Here is a 21,122-nt window from a genome sequence, read left to right as displayed (position 1 = left end):
CTGCTGCGTCGCTGCTAGAATGCGCGATTCTAGCGGATCACGCGCCAACACTGCAGCCACGCAGCATCATGAGCATCATTGACAATCGCAAAGCCTTTCACGACTACTTCATCGAGGAACGCTTCGAAGCCGGCCTTGTTCTGGAAGGCTGGGAGGTAAAGGCCATCCGTGCCGGCCGCGCGCAGATCAAGGAAGCCTACGTACTGATTCGCAGCGGCGAGATTTTCATCATCGGCATGCATATCAGCCCGCTACTCGCCGCCTCCACCCACGTCAAGCCTGACCCGGTCCGCACCCGCAAAGTCCTGCTGCACGCGAACGAGATCGACAAATTGATCGGCAAGGTTGAACGCGCCGGCTTCACACTGGTACCACTCGACCTGCACTACAGCAAGGGCAGAGTCAAGATGGAAATCGGCCTGGCAAAGGGCAAGAAGCAATACGACAAGCGCGAATCCGAAAAAGAACGCGACTGGGAACGCGAGAAGCAACGCCTCATGCGCGACAAAACGCGCTGATCTAGCGCAACAGAAGCAAGCAACGCTGTTCTCGGCGCCTCGCCACGCAGCGGGCGGGCTGCACCCTCCAAGAGAGTGCAGCTAGGCTGCTCGCCTTACCTCAAACGCGCCAGCACCCGCTCACGCCCCAGCACCTCCAGGACGGCATCGATCGACGGCGTTTGCGCCACACCAAGCAGCTTCACGCGCAGCGGAATTGCAAGCTGGGGCATTTTCAGACCCAATTCGCTGCAGGTTTCCTTGATCAACGCGCTCAAGGCTGCCTTATCCCAGCTCACGAGAGCAAGCTTGCTAGCCAGCAACGCCAGTGCCGAACAGGCGCTTTCGGTCAGGTGCTGGGCCGCCAACTCAGCAGACGGCGCCACCTCGACGAAGTATGACTCCACCGAATCAGCCAGCTCAACCAGGGTTGATACACGCTCCCTGTACAGTGCCACAACGGCAGCCAGCTCCGGCCCACCCTCAACACTCACCGCGCGAGCGGCCAGGCGCTTCGCCACATCCGCCGCCAACACTGACGGCTCAGTCTGCTTGATGTAATGCGCATTCAGCCACTTGAGCTTCTCTGTATTGAACTGCGCGGCTGAGGGCGTGATGTGATCCAGATCGAACCACTCGACAAACTGCTCGCGCGAGAAGACCTCTTCGTCGCCATGACTCCAGCCCAGACGCGCGAGATAGTTGATCACTGCCTCTTTCAGAAAACCCTCTTCGTCATACTGCATCACGCTGACAGCCCCGTGACGCTTGGAAAGCTTGGTACCGTCATCACCCAGGATCATCGAGAGATGCGCATACAGCGGCACACTCGCCCCCAGAGCCTTGAGGATATTGATCTGACGCGGGGTGTTATTCACATGATCATCGCCACGAATCACATGACTGATACGCATATCCCAGTCATCCACCACCACGCAGAAATTGTAGGTCGGCGTGCCATCGGCACGAGCGATAACCAGATCATCCAGTTCGGCATTGGAGATCTCGATATGCCCCTTAACCAGATCGTCCCAGGCCACCACTCCCTCGAGCGGATTCTTAAAACGCACCACCGGATGCAGTCCCTCCGGCACAGCAGGCAAAACCTTTCCAGGCTCCGGACGCCACCGACCGTCGTAACGAGGCTTCTCGCCACGCGCACGTTGCGCCTCGCGGATTACCTCGAGTTCTTCCGGCTGGGTGTAACAGTGATAAGCCGTTCCAGCCGCCAGCATTTCACCAATCACCTGCTTGTAACGCTCCATCCGCTGCATCTGATAGAACGGACCTTCGTCGTGGGTCAGCTCCAGCCAGCTCATGCCATCAATGATGGCCTGGACTGCTTCGGGCGTAGAGCGTGCAACGTCAGTATCCTCAATACGCAAGACAAACTGACCTCCATGGCGACGTGCAAAGGCCCAGGAAAACAGCGCAGTGCGAGCGCCGCCGATGTGCAGAAAGCCAGTTGGGCTGGGGGCAAAACGGGTTCGAACAGGAGTGCTCATGGCTGACGGAATAGCATCAAAACGAAAGATGTGCATTTTAAGCGATGAAAGCTTTGACGAACCGAAAAAGCTTCCCTATAATTCGGCCTCTCTTCTGACGGGAACGAAATTTTTCCCAGTCATGCAGGCGGTTAGCTCAGTTGGTAGAGCACGTCCTTCACACGGACGGGGTCGTTGGTTCGAGTCCAATACCGCCTACCAAATATTTTTTCAGTCTGGAGTTAATGACTGAAAATTCTCAGAAAAGGCCTACAGCAACGCTGTAGGCCTTTTTCGTTGCGCCTCACTTCCAGTTTCGTAGGCGCCAAACACTATTCATCGTTTCGTTGGCCGCCAGGCATTGAGCGTAGAAAGCTTAAGGGCAGTTCACAAGTCATACGCCGTGCAGCCCACTACTCCCGCGAGGATCAACTCCATCGGGCGCGGGAACTGGTTACGGCCTCCCAGCTCCCCTGCCCCGCCTTCCATATGAACTTCGTGACCACTGCCGGTTGAGGCGACAAAACGGGCCTCCCCGGCCCAGCTGACGGTGCATTCCATGTGCGTAATCGCTCAAATGAAAAGCCGGCAGCGGTTTCCCGGCTGCCGGCTTGTGATGGTTTACAACAGGCTCAACGACGCGAAGTCGCCAGCTGGTACACCACGCGCACCATGCGATCCACTTCTTCGCAGGTGTTGTAGAAGGCCAGCGAGGGCCGCACGGTCTGCTCGACACCGAAGCGCCGCAGGATCGGCTGGGCGCAATGGTGGCCGGTGCGCACCGCAATGCCTTCGCGATTCAGTGCTTCGCCCACTTCCTGCGTGGTGAAACCCTTGAGCACGAAGGAAGCGACACTGGCTTTCTCGGCCGCAGTACCGATCAGGCGGATGCCCGGAATCGTCTTGAGCTCTTGGGTGAAATATCCCAGCAGGTCGTGCTCGTAGCTGCCGATATTCTCGATGCCGATGCGATCCACATAATCCAGCGCTGCGCCAAGGCCGACCGCATCCGCGATGTTGCCTGTGCCGGCTTCGAAGCGGTTGGGGGGCGGCTGATAGATCGTGCGCTCAAACGTGACGTCCGCAATCATGTTGCCCCCACCTTGCCAGGGCGGCATGTTTTCGAGGATGTCGCGCTTGCCGTAAACCACGCCGATGCCGGTCGGGCCGAAAATCTTGTGGCCCGAGAAGACGAAGAAGTCGGCATCGAGCTGCTGCACATTTACCCGCATGTGCGACACGGACTGTGCGCCATCGACCAGAGCCTTGGCACCCACGCTGTGTGCGAGGGCGACAATATCCTTGATCGGCGTGACGGTGCCGAGCGCGTTGGAGACTTGCGTCACCGCGACGATCTTGGTCTTGTCGTTGAGCAGCTTGCGATACTCGTCGAGCAGGATCTGGCCCGTGTCATCCACCGGAATCACGCGCAACTTCGCACCCTTGGCGGCAGCCAGCTGCTGCCAGGGAACGATGTTGGCGTGGTGTTCCAGGTTGGAGACGATGATCTCGTCACCCTCGCCGACGTTCTGCGCACCCCAGGTCTTGGCGACCAGGTTGATCGCTTCGGTGGCACCACGCACGAAGATGATCTCTTCGGTCGAACTGGCGCCGATGAAGCGTTTCACCTTGTCGCGCGCGCCCTCGTAGGCATCCGTCGCCCGCGCTGCCAGTTCATGTGCCGCACGGTGAATATTGGAATTCTCGTGGGCGTAGAACCAGGCGAGACGGTCGATCACGGCCTGCGGCTTGTGGGTGGTGGCGGCATTGTCGAACCAGACCAGCTGCTTGCCGTTCACACGTTCCTGCAGGATCGGGAAGTCGCGACGCACAGCGTTCACGTCGAAAGGCGGACGTGCGCCAGCTTGCGATGCCGGTGCGCGACCATTCTCGTTACGAGTCAGATCCGTGAAGTAAAACCACTGATCCTTCTTCGCAGGTTCGGCAGTCAGAGCAGCAGCGGTTGGCGGCACACCACCGAGCAACTCACGCAACTCGTCTTCACCGGGCAAGCCGAAAGAACGGGCTGTCACGCGATCTTCACGCGGTACATCCACTTCACCAGCGACCGGATACGCGCTCTTTTCACCGAGGAAGTAATACGGTGAGCTGGGCGACGTTGCAGGCGCTTGCACGGGGGCTTGCGGCAGATCGATGCTGGGCAGCGAAGCGGCATAAGCCTCCGGCACGCCCTGAGCCGGGCTGTGCGCCGAGGCTCCGCCGTGATCGGCAGCCTTCTCTGGCAACCCGGTCTGCGTCTGGGCAACCGGAGCGAGCGCAGGGGCACGCGCACCGAGGGCCAGCACCGGCTCGGACGGCTGGGGCGGCGTAGCGAGCTGCGACGGACCACCCAGATGACTCAGCCCAAGGGGCAAACCATTGGTGGCGCCACCGGGCAGCGCGGTCGTCGCGGTGTTGCCAGGTAAGGCTGAGAAGAACTCGCCCGCCAGCTTCGCCAGGCTTGCCACATCCGGCAGGCCCGACACTCCACCCAAGCTGCCTGCGCCTGCAGGATTACTTGTAGGTGTCTGGGTAGTCATGGAACTTGCCAATCTCCACATCATCAAGCACGGCGAGCGCGTCGTCGGTCAGCACGGCCAGCGAGCAGTACAGCGAAATCAGGTAGGACGCGATGGCGTTGCGGTTGATGCCCATGAAGCGCACCGACAGGCCCGGGCTCTGCTCGCCCGCCAGCCCCGGCTGGAACAGGCCGACCACGCCCTGGCGCTTCTCGCCCACGCGGATCAGCAGGATCTTGGTCTTGCCATCCGCGACAGGCACCTTGTCCGACGGCACCAGCGGAATGCCCCGCCAGGTCAGGAACTGCGAGCCGAACAGCGACACGGTGGGAGGCGGCACGCCACGGCGCGTGCACTCACGGCCGAAGGCGGCGATGGCGAGCGGGTGGGTGAGGAAGAAGGCGGGTTCTTTCCATACTTTCGTCAGCAACTCGTCGAGATCGTCGGGTGTGGGCGCGCCGGTGAGCGGGTAGATGATCTGATCGGGATGCACGCTGGCGAGCAGGCCGTAGTCCGGATTATTGATGAGTTCGGACTCCTGACGTTCCTTGATCGTCTCGATCGTCAGGCGCAGTTGTTCCTTGATCTGGTCGTGCGGGCTGCTATAGAGATCCGACACGCGGGTCTGCACGTCGAGCACGGTGCTGACTGCATTGAGGAAATATTCGCGCGGCGCTTCTTCGTAGTCGACGAAGGTATTCGGCAGCTCACCGGAGCCCTCGCGCTGGGTGCAGGTCACCTGCACATCCAGAGGGTTCTTCACCTTGTTGAGGCGGTAGATACCGGCCTCGACGGGTTGCCACTGCAGCAGATGAGTCAGCCAGCGCGGCGTGATGATCGAAAGCTGCGGTACGGTCTTGGTTGCGTTGGCTAACTGGCGCGCGGCGTTATCGCCAAGCGCTTGCTGGACTTCATTTGCGGCCATGAAAACTCCCGGGGTTTATAAGAAATAAGCAGAACGAAATATGTCTTTCTGCTAAGACATGCTCAACATGGCATAGCCATCAAGAGCCCTCACAGCGCGCGAGCAATGTTGAGGGGCTCAACTCGAAGCCGCTGGCAATCTTGCCCACCGTGACCAGCGACGGAATCGCAATGCCACGCTCGATTTCTCCAACATAAGAGCGATTCAGATCTGCCCGTTCGGCAAGCTCTTCCTGCGACCAGCCCCGCGCTTCGCGCAACTGGCGCACAACGGAAGGGAAGCGGATGACTGCATTCATGATTCAGATGCCTCCGCCGAGAGACAGGACTTCATGCTGGGAATTGGCCTGGGTCACGTTGCTGCCTGCGGACACGCTGCGGGTGAGCCACACATTGCCGCCAATCACCGAGCCCTTGCCGATGGTGACGCGCCCCAGCACCGAGGCGCCGGCGTAGATCACCACGTCATCTTCAACAATCGGATGACGCGGCAAGCCCTTGTGCAGCTTGCCTTCCTCATCGCTGGTAAAGCGCTTGGCGCCCAGGGTGACGGCCTGATACACGCGCACATTGCGGCCGATCACAGCGGTCTCACCAATCACCACGCCGGTGCCGTGATCGATGAAGAAGCCGGGGCCGATCTGCGCACCAGGGTGGATATCGATCCCGGTTTCGGAATGCGCCAATTCCGCCACGATGCGTGCCAGAAGCGGCACGCCAAGCTGATGCAGCTTGTGAGCGATGCGGTGATGAATCATCGCTACGATGCCGGGGTAGCACAGCAGCACTTCATCAACGCTGCACGCAGCCGGATCGCCCCGAAAAGCGGCTTCCACATCGGTATCGAGCAAGCGGCGGATATCTGGCAAGGCAGTCGCGAAATCGCGCACGATGCCTACTGCATGCAATTCAATCGTGGTCGCTCCCACGCTGATCTGGCGAGCCGCATAGCGCAACTCCAGACGCACCTGCGCCAGCAAGTTGTTGAGCGCGGCATCCAGGGTATGGCCGACGTAGAAATCCTCGCTTTCCTGCCGCAAGTCGGCCGGACCGAGGCGCATCGGAAACAGCGCGCCGCGCAGGGCAAGCAGAAGCTGGCGCAAGGTTTCCGGCGACGGCAACTCGCGCCCGCCGTACTCGTGGCGGCGTTGCTGGGCTTCACGCCAGCCTTCGCGCACTTCACGCAGGCCGGCAACGACGCGGTCCAGATCCCAGTTCGGTGTGGCCGAAGCCAGCACCGAGGCGCCGGCTCCGTCCAGTGTCGAAAGCCCGATGTTCATGCCGCAATCCCGGCTGCATCGAACAAGCCTTCAAACAGAACCGAGCTCAGATAACGCTCACCTGAGTCAGGCAGAATGACCACGATAGTCTTGCCGACGTTCTCCGGCTTCTGAGCGAGCCTGACTGCGGCAGCCGCAGCAGCACCACTTGAGATACCGGAAAGGATGCCTTCTTCACGTGCCAGACGACGAGCGTATTCAACGGCGTCTTCGTTGCTGACCTGCTCGATGGCATCCACCAGCGAGAGATCCAGCACGCCCGGCACGAAGCCCGCGCCGATGCCCTGAATCTTGTGCGGACCGGGCTTCACGGGTTCGCCGTTACGCGTCTGCGTCAGCACCGGACTGGCGGCCGGTTCAACGGCTACGGAGGTGATCGCCTTGCCTTTGGCTTGCTTGATATAGCGGGACACGCCGGTAATCGTGCCGCCGGTACCCACGCCAGCGACAAAGATATCCACTGCGCCATCGGTCGCGTCCCAGATTTCGGGGCCAGTGGTGGCTTCGTGAATCGCCGGGTTGGCTGGATTCTTGAACTGCTGCAGCAACACATATTTGGGATCGGACGCGGCAATTTCTTCTGCCTTCGTAATCGCGCCGCTCATGCCCTTGGCGCCCTCGGTCAGCACCAGCTTGGCGCCATAGGCCACCAGCAGCTTGCGGCGCTCAAGGCTCATGGTTTCCGGCATCGTCAGCGTGAGCGGAATACCGCGCGCTGCGGCCACGAAGGCCAGCGCAATGCCGGTATTGCCACTGGTGGGCTCGACCAACTCCTTACCCGGCCCGAGCAGGCCACGCTTCTCAGCATCGGCAATCAATGCTGCACCGATGCGGCACTTCACCGAGTAGGCGGGGTTACGCCCCTCGATTTTGCCCAGCACGGTGGCACCCGCACCGTCCGTAATGCGGTTGAGGCGGATCAGCGGCGTGGCGCCGATGGATTGCGAATTATCCGAAAAGACCTTGCTCATTTATTGCTCCCCGACTTGATTGAAATTCGTTAACACCCGACCGCCCCAAAAAAAAGGAACAACAATCACCGCGAACGGAAGCTAGGTCGCAAGGAGACACGGAAACGTATCTGAATACGTTAAGCACCCGATTTGCGAGATAGCACCCGTGCGGCAGATTGGCGCCCGTCCTTAGTCTTGGTTCCAGGGCAGGCCCCAATACCGCCAACCGTTGTGCTCGCCGCGTTGCTGCTGATCGTTCAGATCACCTTCGAAACCTTCAAGCACATTGAAAACATGATTAAAGCCCGCCTTAGCGGCGGCTTCGGCCGCCAGGGCCGAGCGCTTGCCACTGCGGCACAGCAGCAGGATCACCTGCTCCTTGCCGGCCTTGGTTTCGAGCTCACGCACGAAGCGCGGGTTACGCGTCAGAGCCGTCCCGTTCGCCCAGGCCACATGAAGCGAACCAGGCACATGGCCCACAAACTTGCGCTCTTCTGCGCTGCGCACATCTACCAGCAAGGCTTCGCCCGCACTGAACAGATCCCAGGCTTGCGCCGGCGTAACCCCTCCCGCGAAGGGCAGCTGCTCCCCGAGCGCGTTTTCGCGGGCACGCTGCAGAATATTGAGGCGCTCCCCGGCCGGTACTGGCTGAAGGGCCTTAGTTGCGGGCGCTTTCGCCTCGCTGTGCGACTGAACAAGAGAACCGGCTGTTGTCATTTCACTCTCCTTGGCGGGAAGCTCCGTTGTGATGCCATAAGCATTGGAGTTCCGTGATGAGCAGCAGCTTATGCGCCGTCTTTAGCCAGCAAAACGATTTAAAAATTGTTCGCTTATCCGCTTTCCTGATAAGGCCAAACAAGGGGGTGGATGCCTGTAGCATCAGAGGAGGATCGCCAGAAGCAGCGCTTTCATATCAGTGGCGCCCTGCCCTCACAAGCGCATCAACGCGACGGATGGGCCTGCAATGCCAGGCAAAGCCTGGCTCGCAGAGGGCCGGCCAAGGCAAGCCTCTTTACTCAAAATTGGAATAAGGACTTCAGCTTTTATTAGTTAGCAATGAATAAGCAGAGCCATACACTGCGGTCACTTCATATAAGGCTCTGCGCCATGACCGCTTTAAGACGCTCTTCGGCCCATGTACTGCCCGGCTTCAGGCTGACCCTGGGTTACACGCTGCTTTACCTATCCCTGATCGTGTTGATCCCGCTGGCAGCGGTATTCATCAAGACAGCCCAGGGCGGCTGGGAGCATTTCTGGTGGTCGGTCAGCAGCCCTCGAGTGCTCGCTTCATTGCGCCTGTCTTTTGGCGCTTCGCTGATTGCTGCGGCAATCAATGCGGTGTTCGGCCTGCTGCTGGCCTGGTCGCTGGTGCGCTATCGCTTTCCGGGTCGCAAGATCGTGGATTCGCTGGTCGATCTGCCCTTCGCCCTGCCCACCGCTGTCGCTGGCATCGCGCTGACGGCTATCTATGCGCCCAAGGGCTGGGTGGGCAGCCTTGCTGCGGCGCATGACATCAAGATTGCCTTCACCCCCTGGGGCGTATTGCTGGCGCTGGTCTTCATCGGCCTGCCCTTCGTGGTGCGCACCGTTCAACCGGTGCTGGAGGATCTGGAAACCGAGCTGGAGGAAGCCGCCGCAAGCCTCGGCGCGCACCGCTGGCAGATCTTCCGCTATGTGATTTTCCCGACCTTGCTGCCGGCGCTACTGACAGGCTTTGCGCTCTCCTTCGCCCGGGCCGTCGGCGAATACGGTTCAGTGATCTTCATTGCCGGCAACATCCCGATGGTGTCGGAGATCGCGCCGCTGATGATCATCACCAAACTCGAGCAATTCGATTACGCCGGAGCGACCAGCCTTGCCGTGGTGATGTTGCTGGCCTCCTTTGCCCTCCTCTTCGTCATCAACAGCCTGCAGGCCTGGTCGGCCCGCCGGATCGGAAGGAAAATCTGACATGGCCGCTGCTACTGCCACCCTGAATGCTGCGCATCTGGCCTCACTGAACGCGCCGCGCCACTTCGAAGACAAGGCCGCAACCCGTGACCAGGCCTGGGTGAAGTGGAGCATCGTCACGGTTTCCTTGCTGTTCTTCGCAGCTTTTCTGCTGCTGCCACTGGCCACCGTCTTTGTCGAAGCCTTCAAGCGGGGCTGGGATGTGTATCTGGCTGCGATCACCGAGGCCGACGCATTGGCTGCCGTGAAGCTGACGGTGATCGCCACCGTAATCGCCCTGCCCTTGAATCTGGTATTCGGTGTGTCGGCGGCCTGGGCCATTGCCAAGTTCGAATTCCGCGGCAAGCAATTCCTGATCACCCTGATCGATCTGCCCTTCTCAGTGTCGCCGGTGGTAGCTGGCCTGATTTATGTGCTGATCTTTGGTGCCCAAGGCTGGTTCGGCCCCTGGCTGATCGAGAACAACCTGAAGATCGTGTTTGCCGTACCCGGAATCGTACTGGCCACCATCTTCGTGACCTTCCCCTTCATCGCCCGCGAGCTGATCCCGCTGATGCAGGCCCAAGGCAAGGAAGAAGAAGAGGCCGCCATCGTTCTGGGCGCCAACGGCTGGCAGACCTTCTGGCATGTGACCCTGCCCAACATCAAGTGGGGCCTGCTCTACGGCGTGATCCTGTGCAATGCCCGGGCGATGGGCGAATTCGGCGCGGTCAGCGTTGTCTCCGGGCATATCCGCGGCCTCACCAACACCATGCCGCTGCAGATCGAGATTCTCTACAACGAATACCAGTTTGCCGCCGCCTTCGCCGTGGCCTCGCTTCTGGCCCTGTTGGCCTTGGTGACACTGGTACTTAAAACCTTCATCGAGTGGCAAGCCGCTCGCGATAGCCAACAGGAAGAACAAGCATGAGCATCCAGGTCCAGAACATCCGCAAGCAGTTCGGTTCATTCATTGCGCTGAACGACGTTTCGCTCGACTTCCCGACCGGCGAACTGGTCGCCCTGCTAGGCCCCTCCGGCTGCGGCAAGACCACGCTGCTGCGCATCATCGCCGGCCTCGAATCGGCCGATAGCGGCAACGTGATCCTCGAGGGCAACGACGCGTCCGGCACCCATGTGCGCGAACGTCAGGTCGGCTTCGTGTTCCAGCACTATGCGCTGTTCCGCCACATGACGGTGTTTGACAACATCGCCTTCGGCCTGCGCGTGAAGCCGCGCCATGAACGGCCCTCGGAAGAGATCATCAAACGCAAGGTGACGGATCTGCTCAAACTGGTACAGCTGGACTGGCTGGCCGATCGCTTTCCCTCCCAGCTCTCCGGTGGCCAGCGCCAGCGCATCGCGCTCGCCCGCGCACTGGCGGTAGAACCGCGGGTGTTGCTGCTCGATGAGCCTTTCGGCGCGCTCGATGCCAAGGTCCGCAAGGAGCTGCGCCGCTGGCTGCGCAAGCTGCATGACGAACTGCACATCACCAGCATCTTCGTGACCCACGACCAGGAGGAAGCCCTTGAAGTGGCCGACCGCGTGGTGCTGATGAATCATGGCAGCGTGGAGCAGATCGGCAGCCCGGAAGAAGTCTGGAACACGCCGAAAACGCCCTTCGTGTATGGTTTTCTGGGGGCGGTAAACCTGTTCCATGGCCGAGCCGAACAGGGCGAAGTGAAAGTGGACGAGCACAGCCTTGCGCACTCGGAAGCAAGCATCCCGCCGGGCGCTGAAGTCATCGCTTTCGCCCGCCCGCATGAGCTCGACATCGAGACGGATCTGGCCTCGTCGCAAGGCATCCGTGCGCGCATTGCCCGCATCCAGGCTTTTGGCATTACCGCCCGGGTTGAGCTCGAACGTATCGATGCCGGCCAGACCGTACATCATCACGAGGTGGAGTTGCCGCTCGAACGCCTCATCTCGCTGCAATTGCAGACCGGTAGCGAAGTCCGTCTGGTGCCCTCGCGCCTGAAGGTCTTCCAGCAATCTGCCGCAGCAGCGTCCGACCATTACATCGCAGCGGGGATCTGAACATGAACTTCCAGCAACTGCGCATCGTGCGCGAAACAGTCCGCCAGAACTACAACCTCACAGAGGTTGCCAACGCGCTATTCACCTCTCAGCCCGGTGTGTCCAAGCACATCAAGGATCTGGAGGACGAGCTCGGCGTCGAGCTTTTCATCCGCCGCGGCAAGCGCCTGCTGGGGCTGACAGAACCGGGCAAGGAACTGGTGGTCATTGTCGAACGCATGCTGCTCGACGCACGCAACATCAAGAAGCTCGCCGACCAGTTCACCCAGCGTGACCAGGGCCAGCTGACCGTGGTCACCACCCACACCCAGGCACGCTACGCGATCCCCAAGGTTGTCACCACCTTCAAGCAGGAATATCCCAAGGTGCATCTGGCGCTGCATCAGGGCAGCCCACAGGAGATCGTCCAGCAACTGCTCTCGGGCGAAGCGGATATCGGCATCGCCACCGAATCGCTCGACAATGAACCGGAGCTGGTGACTTTCCCGTTCTACGACTGGCACCATGCGGTGCTGGTGCCGGCCGGGCACCCGCTGCTTGCCGAAACCACGCTGAGCCTCGAAGCCCTGGCTGAGTATCCGCTGATCACCTACCACTCAGGCTTTACCGGTCGCAGCAAGATCGACAAGGCCTTCGCCGCAGCCAATCTGACGCCGGACATCGTAATGTCCGCACTGGACGCGGATGTGATCAAGTCTTACGTCGAACTTGGGCTGGGAGTTGGCATCATCGCGCCGAGCGCCTTCAACCCGCTCAAGGATCACGATCTGCGCCTGATCGACGCCTCCCATCTGTTCGCCCGCAACACCACGCTGATCGCCGTGCGCCGCGGCCACTACCTGCGCGGCTATGCCTATCGCTTCATCGAGCTGTGCTCGCCTGAGCTGACGGAAACCAATGTAAGGGCTGCCGTTGCACCGCATCGGGAGAATGCGTTCTAACTAACGTGACAGCTTGGGAGGGCGATGGCGACTTGAGTGGCCATCGCCCTCACCCCATACACGTACAGCCCGCCTGACATGCAGCGCACAGGCGAAGGAGAAGCTCAGGCTGCTTCGCCGCTGAGCAGGAAAAGATTGGGCGCCCCTCTTGCATAGCCCTGCTCGCCCACCAGCACATCAAGCAGCAGCGAGGCAAGATCATCAGCCAGCGGATCGAAAGCCGTATCCCGCGACTGGAAGAACAGCTTGATGTAGCCGTGACAGGCATCACAGGTTTCAGCCTGGATGGGCGCGTCAGGCGCAAGGCCGAGGTAATCGACCACACCATCGGCTTCGCACAGACTGCAGTGCGCCCTCACCATATGCCAGCGCGTGGCACACAAAGCGCATTCAAGATAGCGCAGGCCACCGCGCCCTTCACCGGCAAGGATCACCCCGCCCAGGGCGGCACTGCCACAACAGGGGCACTGTGCACGTTGCACGATCGGAGCAGAAGCCGCCGCCACCCGGCGCCAAGCAAGCAGCGTCCACACCACCTGGAGGGCTGCGCTGAGGACCAGATCAAGTTGGCTACGGCCCTCTGCAGGGCGCTCGCCGCGCGCAAACTCGAGATTGTCCCGAATACGTGCCGCCAGTACCGCCGGATCAGGCTCATCAGTACCCGCAGCCAAACTGCCGCGCAGATACTCGAAGGCCTCGGGCCAGGCGGCTCCGAGCGCCGCATCAGATACAGCCGCAAACTTCGGGCCCAACGCATCCAGGGCGCGCTGCTGCGCATCAACCAGTTCAGCCAGCCACAGCAACCAGGCTTCCAGCGCATGGCCGGGGGCCAGACTCCGAAGGCGTTGCGCGCGGTGGGAAAAAAGCCGGGCATCCGGCGCAAGCACAAGGATCGGCGCAATAGCCGAGGAGATCTGTTCAGGAAGATTCATGGTTTTCTTGATCGTTGGGCGAGATGCTCACACTCACATCATGCCGCGCCGGGCCTGACCGGCAAGAGGCATTTCACCGGTGAGCCGTTCTGCATAGCAATAAGCCACCATCTGGCCAGGGCGCGCAAAACCGACGAGCAGGATACCCGCGGCCTCTGCCGTGCGGATCGCCAGGGCAGTAGGCGCGGACACCGCAACCAGTGCCCCCGCGCCCAGCGCGACCACTTTCTGCACCATTTCATAAGAGGCACGGCTACTGACCAGTACGAAGCCAGCGCCGGCCTCATGCCGGCTGCGGAACATGGCTCCAGCGAGCTTGTCGAGCGCATTGTGGCGCCCGGCATCTTCGCGGACCATCCCGATCCGACCCTCGCCATCCACCCAGGCCGCCGCGTGGGAGGCACCCGTCTGCTGACGCAAGGGCTGCCAGTGCGCAAGCTGCCGCACGGCCTCATCGATCGCACTGACCGATACGGACGCAGCGCTAGCGAGGCGCCCCTCGGGCAGTGGGCGAATGGCATGGGTCAGGCTTTCCACGCCGCACAGACCACAGCCGGTACGGCCAGCCAGCGAACGGCGCCGCTCTTTCAAGGCCAGAAAGCGCGGCTGGGCAATCTGCATCTCGATGACAATGCCCGCGCAGCCCGGCTGGACCTCGAGATCATGAATCTCCTCCATATTTTCCACGACACCTTCGCTGATGCTGAAGCCCAGCGCGAAATCCTCGAGGTCCGTCGGCGTCGCAAGCATCACGGCATGCGAAATGCCGTTGTAGCTCAGAGCAACGGGCACCTCCTCGATGACTTCGTCCTCTTGCTCGGCGCGGCTTTCCGCCTGTATGCGCAGCACCTCAACCAGCGCACTCGGCGCGTGATCAGCTTCGTCAGCAGGCGCGCCGCCCGGCAAGGGAAGAACAGGAACTGTGCAGCTCATACCTGGCTCACTTGCCGGTCATCTGCCGGTACCAGCCACGGTGATGCTGCTTGGCCCAGGCGCGGGTCACAGTGCCGTACCACATGGCGCGGATGGTGCCCTTCACCCAGATCGCGGCATACACATGCACGAAGATCAGGCCGATCATCACGGCGGCGGTGGCGGCATGCACCACCACGGCCACGCGCACGAGCTGCGTATCGACATGGAACATGCTGCGCCACATTAGCAGGCCGGACACCGTCATCAGCAGCATGCCGACGCCGAGCGTCCAGAACAGCGCTTTCTGCCCGCCGTTGTACTTGCCTTGCTCGGGCATGTCGTGGTCATTGCCGTCAACCATGTTCTTCGCCTTCTTGAGCCACTCGATATCCGCCGGCGTCATGATGTTGAGGCGGTAGAAGCGCACGAAGATGATGAAGAAGGCCACTGCCATCAGCACGCCTACCCAGGGATGCAGGATGCGCGTCCACACCGGGCCGCCGAAGAGCTGGGTGAGCGGGAAAAAGGCCGGATGAAAGAAGGCCAGGCCGGAGAGCGCGAGCAGGATGAAGCTCATGCCCACTACCCAGTGGTTGGCCCGCTCGGAGGCGTTGTAGCGCTTGAGGTCCTTCGGATCGCGGATCATTTCGCACCTTCCTTTTCTGCACGTTCGCGGCGGTCTTCAGCGTCGATCTCGTCTTCGACTTCCTTCGAGACCTCGTTCGGTCCCTTCATCACGTAGTGGAACAGGCTGCCCAACGCCACCCCAGCCAGGGCCAGCGTGGCGAGCGGCTTGGCCATACCCTTCCACAGCGACACCAGCGGGCTGATCGACGGATTGCTCGGCAAGCCGCTGTAGAGCTCGGGCTTGTCGGCGTGATGCAGCACGTACATCACATGGGTGCCGCCTACGCCTTGCGGGTCGTAGAGCCCTGCGTTGTCGAAGCCGCGGCGCTTGAGATCCGCCACCCGGGTCGCCGCGTAGTCCTTCATGTCCTCCTTGCTGCCGAACTGGATGGCGCCGGTCGGGCAGGTCTTCACACAGGCCGGCTCCTGCCCCACCGCGACGCGATCGGAACACAGCGAACACTTGTAGGCCTTGCCGTCGTCCTTGGAGATACGCGGCACGTTGAAGGGGCAGCCGGTCACGCAGTAACCGCAGCCGATGCAGTTCTCTTCGTGAAAATCGACGATGCCGTTCTTGTACTGGATGATCGCGCCGGGGGATGGACAAGCCTTCAGGCAGCCGGGGTCTGCACAATGCATGCAGCCATCCTTGCGGATCAGCCATTCGAGGCGGCCATGCTCTTCTACTTCAGCGAAGCGCATGACGGTCCAGGCCTTGGCCGAAAGATCGGTCGGGTTGTCATACACGCCGACGCATTCGCCCACCTCCTCACGAATGTCATTCCATTCCGAGCAGGCCACCTGGCAGGCCTTGCAGCCGATGCAGGTTGATACATCGATCAGCTTGGCGACTTCGATCGGTGCGCGCACCTGGGTCGAGGGCGTAGTGGTGGCGGAACGGCGCAGGATGTCGAGGGATTGCAGTGCCATGATTCAGCCTCCTCAAGCCTTTTCCAGATTGACAAGGAAAGCCTTGTATTCAGGGGTCTGCGTGTTGCAGTCCCCCACGGCCGGCGACAGGATGTTGGTCAGGTAGCCCTTCTTGGCCAGCGTCTCCCAGCCCCAGTGCAGCGGGATGCCGATCTGGTGCACCGTCTGTTTGTTCACCGTCAGCGGCTTGATGCGCTTGGTCACCACCGCACGTGCCTTGATGAAGCCACGCTTGGAGCTGACCTTGACCCAGTCACCCGCCTTCACGCCCTTCTCCTTGGCTAGCGCCTCGCTGATTTCCACGAACTGTTCGGGCTGGGCGATGGCGCTGAGGCGCACCGACTTGGTCCAGAACTGGAAGTGTTCGGTGAGGCGGTAGGTGGTGCCCACGAAGGGGAACTCGGTGTGCTTGCCGAGGCGCTCGCGGTCGCCCTTGAAGATGCGCACCGCCGGGCTGTTGACCACCTTCGGGTGCAGCGGATTGGTGCCCAGCGGCGTTTCCATCGGCTCGTAGTGCTCGGGGAAAGGACCATCCACGAGTTTGTCGGTGCAGAACAGGCGACCGAAGCCTTCCGGATTCATGATGAATGGGTTCATGCCGGCTTCCGGTGGTGAGTCCACCTTGAAGTCCGGCACATCGGCGCCGGCCCAGCGCTCGCCGTTCCAGGCGATGAGGCGGCGGGTGGCATCCCAAGGCTTGCCGGCCGGGTCGCAGGATGCACGGTTGTAGAGGATGCGCCGGTTTGCCGGCCAGGACCACGCCCAGCCCGGCGTGTTGCCGAGGCCCACATCGGTGTTGTCGCGGCGTGCCATCTGGTTGCCGGCCTGCGTCCAGCAGCCGGAGAAGATCCAGCAGGCGCACAGCGTGCTGCCGTCGTCCTGCAGCGTGGCGAAGCCGGGCAGCTGCTCGCCCTTTTTCACCAGCACCTTGGTCTTGTCGGCCGGGTCGGGGATGTCGGCCAGCGCGCGGCCGTTGAGCTCCTTGGCCAGCTCTTCCGGCGTCGGGTTCTTCGGATCGCGGTAGGGCCAGGAGAGATTCAGAATCTGCTCGGCGCCCTTGCCGCCTTCCTTACGATACAGCTCGCGCAGTGCAACGAAGAGCTCGCCGATGATTTCCTGATCGCCACGTGCTTCACCGGGCGGCTCGGCACCCTTGAAGTGCCATTGCAGCCAGCGGCCGGAATTGACGATGGCGCCGTCTTCTTCGGCAAAGCAGGTGGAGGGCAGGCGGAACACCTCGGTCTGGATTGCGGCGGAATCCACATCGTTCGATTCGCCATGGTTCTGCCAGAAGGAAGAAGTCTCGGTGGCGATCGGGTCGATGATGACCATGTACTTGAGCTTCGAGAAGGCGTCGCGCACCTTGTGCGCATCCGGGAAGGACGCCAGCGGATTGAAGCCCTGCACGATGAAGCCGTTGATCTTGCCCTGATACATCAGCTCGGTGATGTGCAGCACGTCGTACATCTTGTCCCACTTCGGCAGCCAGTCGTAGCCCCAGTTGTTGTCCTTGGTGGCCTTGTCGCCCCAGAACCATTTCATCAGGCTGACAAAGAACTTGGGCGTATTGCTCCAGTAGTTGAGCTGCCCGTCGCGCAGCAGCTTGGGCGTGGTCTGGGTGAGATAGGCATCCAGCGTGGGATGCGCCTTCTCGTTGGGCAGCGTGAGGTAGCCGGGCAGCGAGGTCGACAGCAGGCCGAGGTCCGACAGCCCCTGGATGTTTGAGTGACCGCGCAGGGCATTCACGCCGCCGCCGGGCATGCCGATGTTGCCGAGCAGAAGCTGGATCATCGCCATGGTGCGGATGTTCTGCGCGCCGGTGGTGTGCTGCGTCCAGCCCAGCGCGTAGAGAATGGTGCCGACCTTGTCCGGCGTGCAGGTGTCGCCCAGATGCTTGCACACCAGCTCGAAGCCCTCGACCGGGCTGCCGGTGAGATTGTTCACCACCTCCGGCGTGTAGCGCTCGTAATGCTGCTTCATCAGGTTCCACACGCAGCGCGGGTGCTGCAGCGTGGGGTCGACCTTGGCGATGCCCTTGTCGTCCAGCTCGTAATTCCAGGTTTTCTTGTCGTAGCTGCCCTTCTCCTCGTTGTAGCCGGAGAACAAGCCCTCATCGAAGGCATAGCCTTCCTGCACGATGGCGCTGGCATTGGTGTAGGCCTTGACGTAGTCCCACTGGATCTTGTCGTGCTTGATCAGCCAGTTGATGATGCCGCCGAGGAAGGCAATGTCGGAACCCGCGCGGATCGGCACGTAATGATCGGCCACCGCAGCCGTGCGGTTGAAGCGCGGATCCACCACGATCAGCTTGGCGCCGCGCTGCTTCTTGGCTTCAATGGCCCAACGGAAGCCCACCGGGTGCGCTTCTGCCGCGTTGCCGCCCATTACCAGCACGAAGTCGGCATTCTTGATATCGACCCAGCTGTTGGTCATCGCGCCACGGCCGAAGGTCGAGGCCAGCGCCGACACGGTCGGGCCGTGGCAGACGCGGGCCTGCGCATCGGTGGCGACGATGCCCAGCGAGCGCATGAATTTCTGGGTGATGATGCCGGTCTCGTTCGATGAGGCCGAAGCCGTCAGCATGGCGGTGGAGAGCCAGCGATTGACCGGCACGCCCTCGGCGTTTTTCTCGATCAGATTGGCATCGCGGTCGGCCTTCATGTGCTTGGCCACACGTTCGATGGCCTCATGCCAGGAGATGCGTTTCCATTCTTTGCTGCCCGCCTCGCGCACTTCAGGGAATTTGAGGCGCCCCGGGGCATGGATGAAATCAAGCAGGCCGGCGCCCTTGGGGCACAGCGCACCACGGCTGACCGGATGATCCGGGTCGCCCTCGATGTGGATGATCTCGGCCTTGGCGTTCTTGGCGCCATCGCCCAAGCTGTACATCAGCAGGCCGCAGCCCACCGAGCAGTAAGTACAGGTGTTGCGCGTTTCACGGGTGCGGGCCAGCTTGTATTGGCGCACCTCGGCATGTGCTTCGCCGGAATAAGCCCCCATCAACACCAGACCGGAACTGCTCAGCCCGGCCGCCGAAATCCTGAAAAACTGGCGCCGATTCATCTGCATGCCTGCTGCGCGGCGATTGTCTTGATCCATGAAAGCCTCCAGGTAAATTCACACCTGGATTCCCCGGCACCCCGGGCGCAGTGCGCGCCGCACTCCTCCGGCAACAGTCGCTCACCCGCATTCAGTGCGGCGGCCGCTGCCATGCAGGAGCCTCTCTCTGTCCGGGCAACCCACCTGACTTAAGCATTTAGTATGTCACGTCAATAGCGTCTTGCCCCTGTGAAAAGCAGGGGTATAAGGGAAAAACCTATGTGCCACAGGCCTTCAATCAGCCCTCTGAGATAGAAAAGCCGGGCTCCTCAAGCCACCTCCTGCCCCCAGTAAATGCGGTAATCCAGCACGCCAAACAGCCGGAACCGTGCAAAGCATGCAGGCAAGCCTGCTTCTGACTGGTTAAACTGCGCACCTGCACACTTTCACACGATGACTGAAATGACTGACGCCTCTTCCCCCAGCACTCCCGCAGCCCCCGCAGCATCTGCTTCGGCCTTGCTGAAGCAACTGCAGCAGCAATACAAGCTGATCGGAGAGCATCAGCCCATGGCGATCGGCATCGACAAGCAATTGCTGGCTGCCCGGGCGGACATCCCCGCCAAGCTGCTGCGCGGCGCACTGGGCATGCACACCCGCTCGGTGCGCTACCTGAAGAATCTGCAGAGTGCGACCCAACGCTTCAATCTGGACGGCAGCCCGGCTGGCGAAGTGAGCGAAGAACAGCGCGGACTGGCCAGCAAGGAACTGATCGAGCGCTTCAAGAAGCGCGCCGAAGAACACAAGGCTGAAAAGGCCGCCAAGGAAAAGGCTGAAAAGGAAGCACGCGCCGAAACCGAGCGCCAGGAAAAACTCGCTCTGTTGGCCAGCAAGTTCGGCCGCAAGTAAGCCTGAAGCAGGCAAAACAGGGTTCGCGCAAGCGCTTGCCCTGAAGCACCCTGATGGAATTTTGATAGAAGAAAATTCCACTTCTGGATTGCCCCTGCAGTTGGTAGTCTCCTGTTTTGCCTTCCAGGAGCCCCACCATGCACGGCATCTCCCTGCGTCGCCTGAGCCTCACACTTCCTCTGCTGATAGCTTCGCTGCTGGCGACACCCGCCCACGCCGGCAAGACGCTGGACGCCATCAAAGCCCGCGGCAATATCCAGTGCGGGGTCAGCACGGGTGTCGCCGGTTTCTCACTGCCGGACAGCCAGGGCAACTGGAGCGGTTTCGATGTGGACCTGTGCCGCGGCATCGCGGCGGCGGTTCTGGGCGACGCGAACAAGGTGAGCTTCGTGCCGCTGAACTCGCAGCAACGCTTCTCCGCCATCCAGTCCGGCGAGGTAGACGTGCTGGCGCGCAACACGACCTGGACCCTCAATCGTGATGCTTCGCTAGGGCTCAACTTCACTGGCGTGACCTACTACGACGGCCAGGGCTTCCTGGTGCCGAAGAAGCTGAAGGTAACGAGTGCCAAACAGTTGAAGAATGCCGAGGTCTGCGTGCAGTCCGGCACCACCAACGAAAAGAACCTGGCGGACTACTTCCGCAGCCAGGGCATCAAGATCAAGCCGGTGGTTTTCGAAGGTTTCGAAGCATCCTTCAAAGCCTTCTTCTCGGGACGCTGCCAGGCTTACACCACCGACATTTCAGGGCTGGCCGGCGTGCGCAACAAGGAAGCCAAGAACCCGGATGACTATGTGATCCTGCCTGAGGTGATCTCCAAGGAGCCGCTCGGTCCGGCGGTGCGCCGCGGGGATGACGAATGGTTTTCCATCGTGCGCTGGGTGGCCTTCGCTCTGATCGAAGCCGAGGAGTACGGCATCACCCGCGCCAACGTCGACCGGATTCGTGCCGAGAACAAGGATCCGGCCATTGGCCGCCTGCTGGGCTCCACGGAAGACACCGGCAAGCTCCTCGGACTCGATCGTGACTGGGCTTACCGCTCGATCAAGGCCGTCGGCAATTACGGTGAGATCTTCGCCCGCAACGTGGGGCCCGAATCGGTGCTGAAGCTGCCACGTGGCCTCAACAATCTGTGGAACAAGGGCGGTATCCTCTACGCACCGCCGGTTCGCTGAGTCTTCCGGATTTGCCACATCGACGGGCCGC

At 61.3% G+C, this 21,122-nt stretch carries 20 protein-coding genes and 1 tRNA gene; 8 read left to right on the top strand and 13 right to left on the bottom strand.

The features are described from left to right. Positions 1-68: 68 nt before the first annotated feature. Positions 69-518, top strand: coding sequence for an SsrA-binding protein SmpB (smpB, locus tag Q3Y64_RS02745; protein ID WP_170021534.1), 450 nt, complete (start codon positions 69-71; stop codon positions 516-518). 95 nt (positions 519-613) lie between these two features. On the opposite strand, the gene gltX is transcribed toward smpB, so the two are convergent. Then, positions 614-2,002 (bottom strand): glutamate--tRNA ligase, encoded by a 1,389-nt coding sequence (gltX, locus tag Q3Y64_RS02740; RefSeq protein WP_303560019.1) that lies wholly within the window; start codon positions 2,000-2,002, stop codon positions 614-616. A 125-nt stretch (positions 2,003-2,127) separates the two neighbouring features. Between gltX and Q3Y64_RS02735 the strand changes: the two genes are divergently transcribed. Beyond that, positions 2,128-2,203, top strand: a tRNA-Val gene (locus tag Q3Y64_RS02735). 165 nt (positions 2,204-2,368) lie between these two features. Here the strand turns inward: Q3Y64_RS02735 and Q3Y64_RS02730 are convergent. The 7 genes from Q3Y64_RS02730 to Q3Y64_RS02700 form a co-directional block, all read right to left on the bottom strand. After that, positions 2,369-2,542 (bottom strand): OsmC family protein, encoded by a 174-nt coding sequence (locus tag Q3Y64_RS02730; RefSeq protein WP_368506635.1) that lies wholly within the window; start codon positions 2,540-2,542, stop codon positions 2,369-2,371. Positions 2,543-2,613: 71 nt separating this feature from the next. After that, complete coding sequence (locus Q3Y64_RS02725) at positions 2,614-4,521, bottom strand: family 2A encapsulin nanocompartment cargo protein cysteine desulfurase (RefSeq protein WP_303560017.1); 1,908 nt, start codon at positions 4,519-4,521, stop codon at positions 2,614-2,616. After that, positions 4,496-5,425, bottom strand: coding sequence for a family 2A encapsulin nanocompartment shell protein (locus tag Q3Y64_RS02720; protein WP_303560015.1), 930 nt, complete (start codon positions 5,423-5,425; stop codon positions 4,496-4,498). Before Q3Y64_RS02720 ends, Q3Y64_RS02725 begins: the two co-directional genes overlap by 26 nt. 79 nt (positions 5,426-5,504) lie before the next feature. Further along, a complete protein-coding gene (locus Q3Y64_RS02715; RefSeq protein ID WP_303560014.1) occupies positions 5,505-5,723 on the bottom strand; it encodes a helix-turn-helix domain-containing protein in 219 nt (72 codons plus the stop codon). A 3-nt stretch (positions 5,724-5,726) separates the two neighbouring features. Beyond that, complete coding sequence (gene epsC / locus Q3Y64_RS02710) at positions 5,727-6,659, bottom strand: serine O-acetyltransferase EpsC (RefSeq protein WP_368506643.1); 933 nt, start codon at positions 6,657-6,659, stop codon at positions 5,727-5,729. 41 nt (positions 6,660-6,700) lie between these two features. Then, a complete protein-coding gene (gene cysK, locus Q3Y64_RS02705) occupies positions 6,701-7,675 on the bottom strand; it encodes a cysteine synthase A (RefSeq protein ID WP_303560010.1) in 975 nt (324 codons plus the stop codon). Positions 7,676-7,846: 171 nt separating this feature from the next. After that, entirely contained in the window at positions 7,847-8,374 is a 528-nt protein-coding gene (locus Q3Y64_RS02700) for a rhodanese-like domain-containing protein (protein WP_101942731.1), read from the bottom strand. Between the two features lie 390 nt (positions 8,375-8,764). Here Q3Y64_RS02700 and cysT point away from each other — a divergent pair, with 390 nt between their 5' ends. The 4 genes from cysT to Q3Y64_RS02680 are packed head-to-tail and all read left to right on the top strand — an operon-like array spanning position 8,765 to position 12,564. Next, on the top strand, positions 8,765-9,607 hold the full coding sequence (gene cysT, locus Q3Y64_RS02695) for a sulfate ABC transporter permease subunit CysT (RefSeq protein ID WP_303560006.1): 843 nt from the start codon (positions 8,765-8,767) through the stop codon (positions 9,605-9,607). 1 nt (position 9,608) lies between these two features. Beyond that, on the top strand, positions 9,609-10,517 hold the full coding sequence (gene cysW / locus Q3Y64_RS02690; protein WP_101942729.1) for a sulfate ABC transporter permease subunit CysW: 909 nt from the start codon (positions 9,609-9,611) through the stop codon (positions 10,515-10,517). After that, entirely contained in the window at positions 10,514-11,623 is a 1,110-nt protein-coding gene (locus tag Q3Y64_RS02685; RefSeq protein WP_303560002.1) for a sulfate/molybdate ABC transporter ATP-binding protein, read from the top strand. The genes cysW and Q3Y64_RS02685 overlap by 4 nt, the downstream gene beginning before the upstream one ends. A gap of 2 nt (positions 11,624-11,625) precedes the next feature. Beyond that, on the top strand, positions 11,626-12,564 hold the full coding sequence (locus Q3Y64_RS02680) for a CysB family HTH-type transcriptional regulator (protein WP_101942727.1): 939 nt from the start codon (positions 11,626-11,628) through the stop codon (positions 12,562-12,564). A 104-nt stretch (positions 12,565-12,668) separates the two neighbouring features. Here Q3Y64_RS02680 and fdhE read toward each other — a convergent pair whose 3' ends face one another. The 5 genes from fdhE to fdnG are packed head-to-tail and all read right to left on the bottom strand — an operon-like array spanning position 12,669 to position 19,037. After that, entirely contained in the window at positions 12,669-13,496 is an 828-nt protein-coding gene (gene fdhE, locus Q3Y64_RS02675) for a formate dehydrogenase accessory protein FdhE (protein WP_303559999.1), read from the bottom strand. A gap of 33 nt (positions 13,497-13,529) precedes the next feature. After that, a complete protein-coding gene (gene fdhD / locus Q3Y64_RS02670) occupies positions 13,530-14,429 on the bottom strand; it encodes a formate dehydrogenase accessory sulfurtransferase FdhD (RefSeq protein WP_303559997.1) in 900 nt (299 codons plus the stop codon). Positions 14,430-14,436: 7 nt separating this feature from the next. Continuing rightward, the gene (locus Q3Y64_RS02665; protein ID WP_303559995.1) at positions 14,437-15,057 is read right to left on the bottom strand and encodes a formate dehydrogenase subunit gamma; all 621 of its coding nucleotides are present in this window, start codon (positions 15,055-15,057) and stop codon (positions 14,437-14,439) included. Continuing rightward, on the bottom strand, positions 15,054-15,968 hold the full coding sequence (fdxH, locus tag Q3Y64_RS02660) for a formate dehydrogenase subunit beta (protein ID WP_101942723.1): 915 nt from the start codon (positions 15,966-15,968) through the stop codon (positions 15,054-15,056). The genes Q3Y64_RS02665 and fdxH overlap by 4 nt, the downstream gene beginning before the upstream one ends. 12 nt (positions 15,969-15,980) lie before the next feature. Continuing rightward, positions 15,981-19,037 (bottom strand): formate dehydrogenase-N subunit alpha, encoded by a 3,057-nt coding sequence (fdnG, locus tag Q3Y64_RS02655; RefSeq protein WP_303560370.1) that lies wholly within the window; start codon positions 19,035-19,037, stop codon positions 15,981-15,983. A 432-nt stretch (positions 19,038-19,469) separates the two neighbouring features. On the opposite strand from fdnG, the gene Q3Y64_RS02650 reads away from it, so the two are divergent. After that, on the top strand, positions 19,470-19,916 hold the full coding sequence (locus tag Q3Y64_RS02650; RefSeq protein WP_101942808.1) for a ProQ/FINO family protein: 447 nt from the start codon (positions 19,470-19,472) through the stop codon (positions 19,914-19,916). 137 nt (positions 19,917-20,053) lie between these two features. Continuing rightward, positions 20,054-21,091, top strand: coding sequence for an amino acid ABC transporter substrate-binding protein (locus Q3Y64_RS02645; RefSeq protein WP_101942722.1), 1,038 nt, complete (start codon positions 20,054-20,056; stop codon positions 21,089-21,091). Positions 21,092-21,122: the final 31 nt, after the last annotated feature.

Origin of the sequence: Uliginosibacterium sp. 31-12 (genome assembly GCF_030548425.1) — a bacterium.
GTDB lineage: Bacteria > Pseudomonadota > Gammaproteobacteria > Burkholderiales > Rhodocyclaceae > Uliginosibacterium > Uliginosibacterium aquaticum.
Note: the sequence above shows the minus strand (reverse complement) of the source record. Positions and strands in the feature narration are given on the sequence as shown.

What these genes read in the sequence shown, in the direction of transcription:
- smpB (WP_170021534.1), top strand. Translation starts at nt 69, where the DNA reads ATGAGCATCATTGACAATCGCAAAGCCTTTCACGACTACTTCATCGAG.
- gltX (WP_303560019.1), bottom strand. Translation starts at nt 2,002, where the DNA reads ATGAGCACTCCTGTTCGAACCCGTTTTGCCCCCAGCCCAACTGGCTTT.
- Q3Y64_RS02730 (WP_368506635.1), bottom strand. Translation starts at nt 2,542, where the DNA reads ATGGAATGCACCGTCAGCTGGGCCGGGGAGGCCCGTTTTGTCGCCTCA.
- Q3Y64_RS02725 (WP_303560017.1), bottom strand. Translation starts at nt 4,521, where the DNA reads ATGACTACCCAGACACCTACAAGTAATCCTGCAGGCGCAGGCAGCTTG.
- Q3Y64_RS02720 (WP_303560015.1), bottom strand. Translation starts at nt 5,425, where the DNA reads ATGGCCGCAAATGAAGTCCAGCAAGCGCTTGGCGATAACGCCGCGCGC.
- Q3Y64_RS02715 (WP_303560014.1), bottom strand. Translation starts at nt 5,723, where the DNA reads ATGAATGCAGTCATCCGCTTCCCTTCCGTTGTGCGCCAGTTGCGCGAA.
- cysK (WP_303560010.1), bottom strand. Translation starts at nt 7,675, where the DNA reads ATGAGCAAGGTCTTTTCGGATAATTCGCAATCCATCGGCGCCACGCCG.
- Q3Y64_RS02700 (WP_101942731.1), bottom strand. Translation starts at nt 8,374, where the DNA reads ATGACAACAGCCGGTTCTCTTGTTCAGTCGCACAGCGAGGCGAAAGCG.
- cysT (WP_303560006.1), top strand. Translation starts at nt 8,765, where the DNA reads ATGACCGCTTTAAGACGCTCTTCGGCCCATGTACTGCCCGGCTTCAGG.
- cysW (WP_101942729.1), top strand. Translation starts at nt 9,609, where the DNA reads ATGGCCGCTGCTACTGCCACCCTGAATGCTGCGCATCTGGCCTCACTG.
- Q3Y64_RS02685 (WP_303560002.1), top strand. Translation starts at nt 10,514, where the DNA reads ATGAGCATCCAGGTCCAGAACATCCGCAAGCAGTTCGGTTCATTCATT.
- Q3Y64_RS02680 (WP_101942727.1), top strand. Translation starts at nt 11,626, where the DNA reads ATGAACTTCCAGCAACTGCGCATCGTGCGCGAAACAGTCCGCCAGAAC.
- fdhE (WP_303559999.1), bottom strand. Translation starts at nt 13,496, where the DNA reads ATGAATCTTCCTGAACAGATCTCCTCGGCTATTGCGCCGATCCTTGTG.
- fdhD (WP_303559997.1), bottom strand. Translation starts at nt 14,429, where the DNA reads ATGAGCTGCACAGTTCCTGTTCTTCCCTTGCCGGGCGGCGCGCCTGCT.
- Q3Y64_RS02665 (WP_303559995.1), bottom strand. Translation starts at nt 15,057, where the DNA reads ATGATCCGCGATCCGAAGGACCTCAAGCGCTACAACGCCTCCGAGCGG.
- fdxH (WP_101942723.1), bottom strand. Translation starts at nt 15,968, where the DNA reads ATGGCACTGCAATCCCTCGACATCCTGCGCCGTTCCGCCACCACTACG.
- fdnG (WP_303560370.1), bottom strand. Translation starts at nt 19,037, where the DNA reads ATGCAGATGAATCGGCGCCAGTTTTTCAGGATTTCGGCGGCCGGGCTG.
- Q3Y64_RS02650 (WP_101942808.1), top strand. Translation starts at nt 19,470, where the DNA reads ATGACTGACGCCTCTTCCCCCAGCACTCCCGCAGCCCCCGCAGCATCT.
- Q3Y64_RS02645 (WP_101942722.1), top strand. Translation starts at nt 20,054, where the DNA reads ATGCACGGCATCTCCCTGCGTCGCCTGAGCCTCACACTTCCTCTGCTG.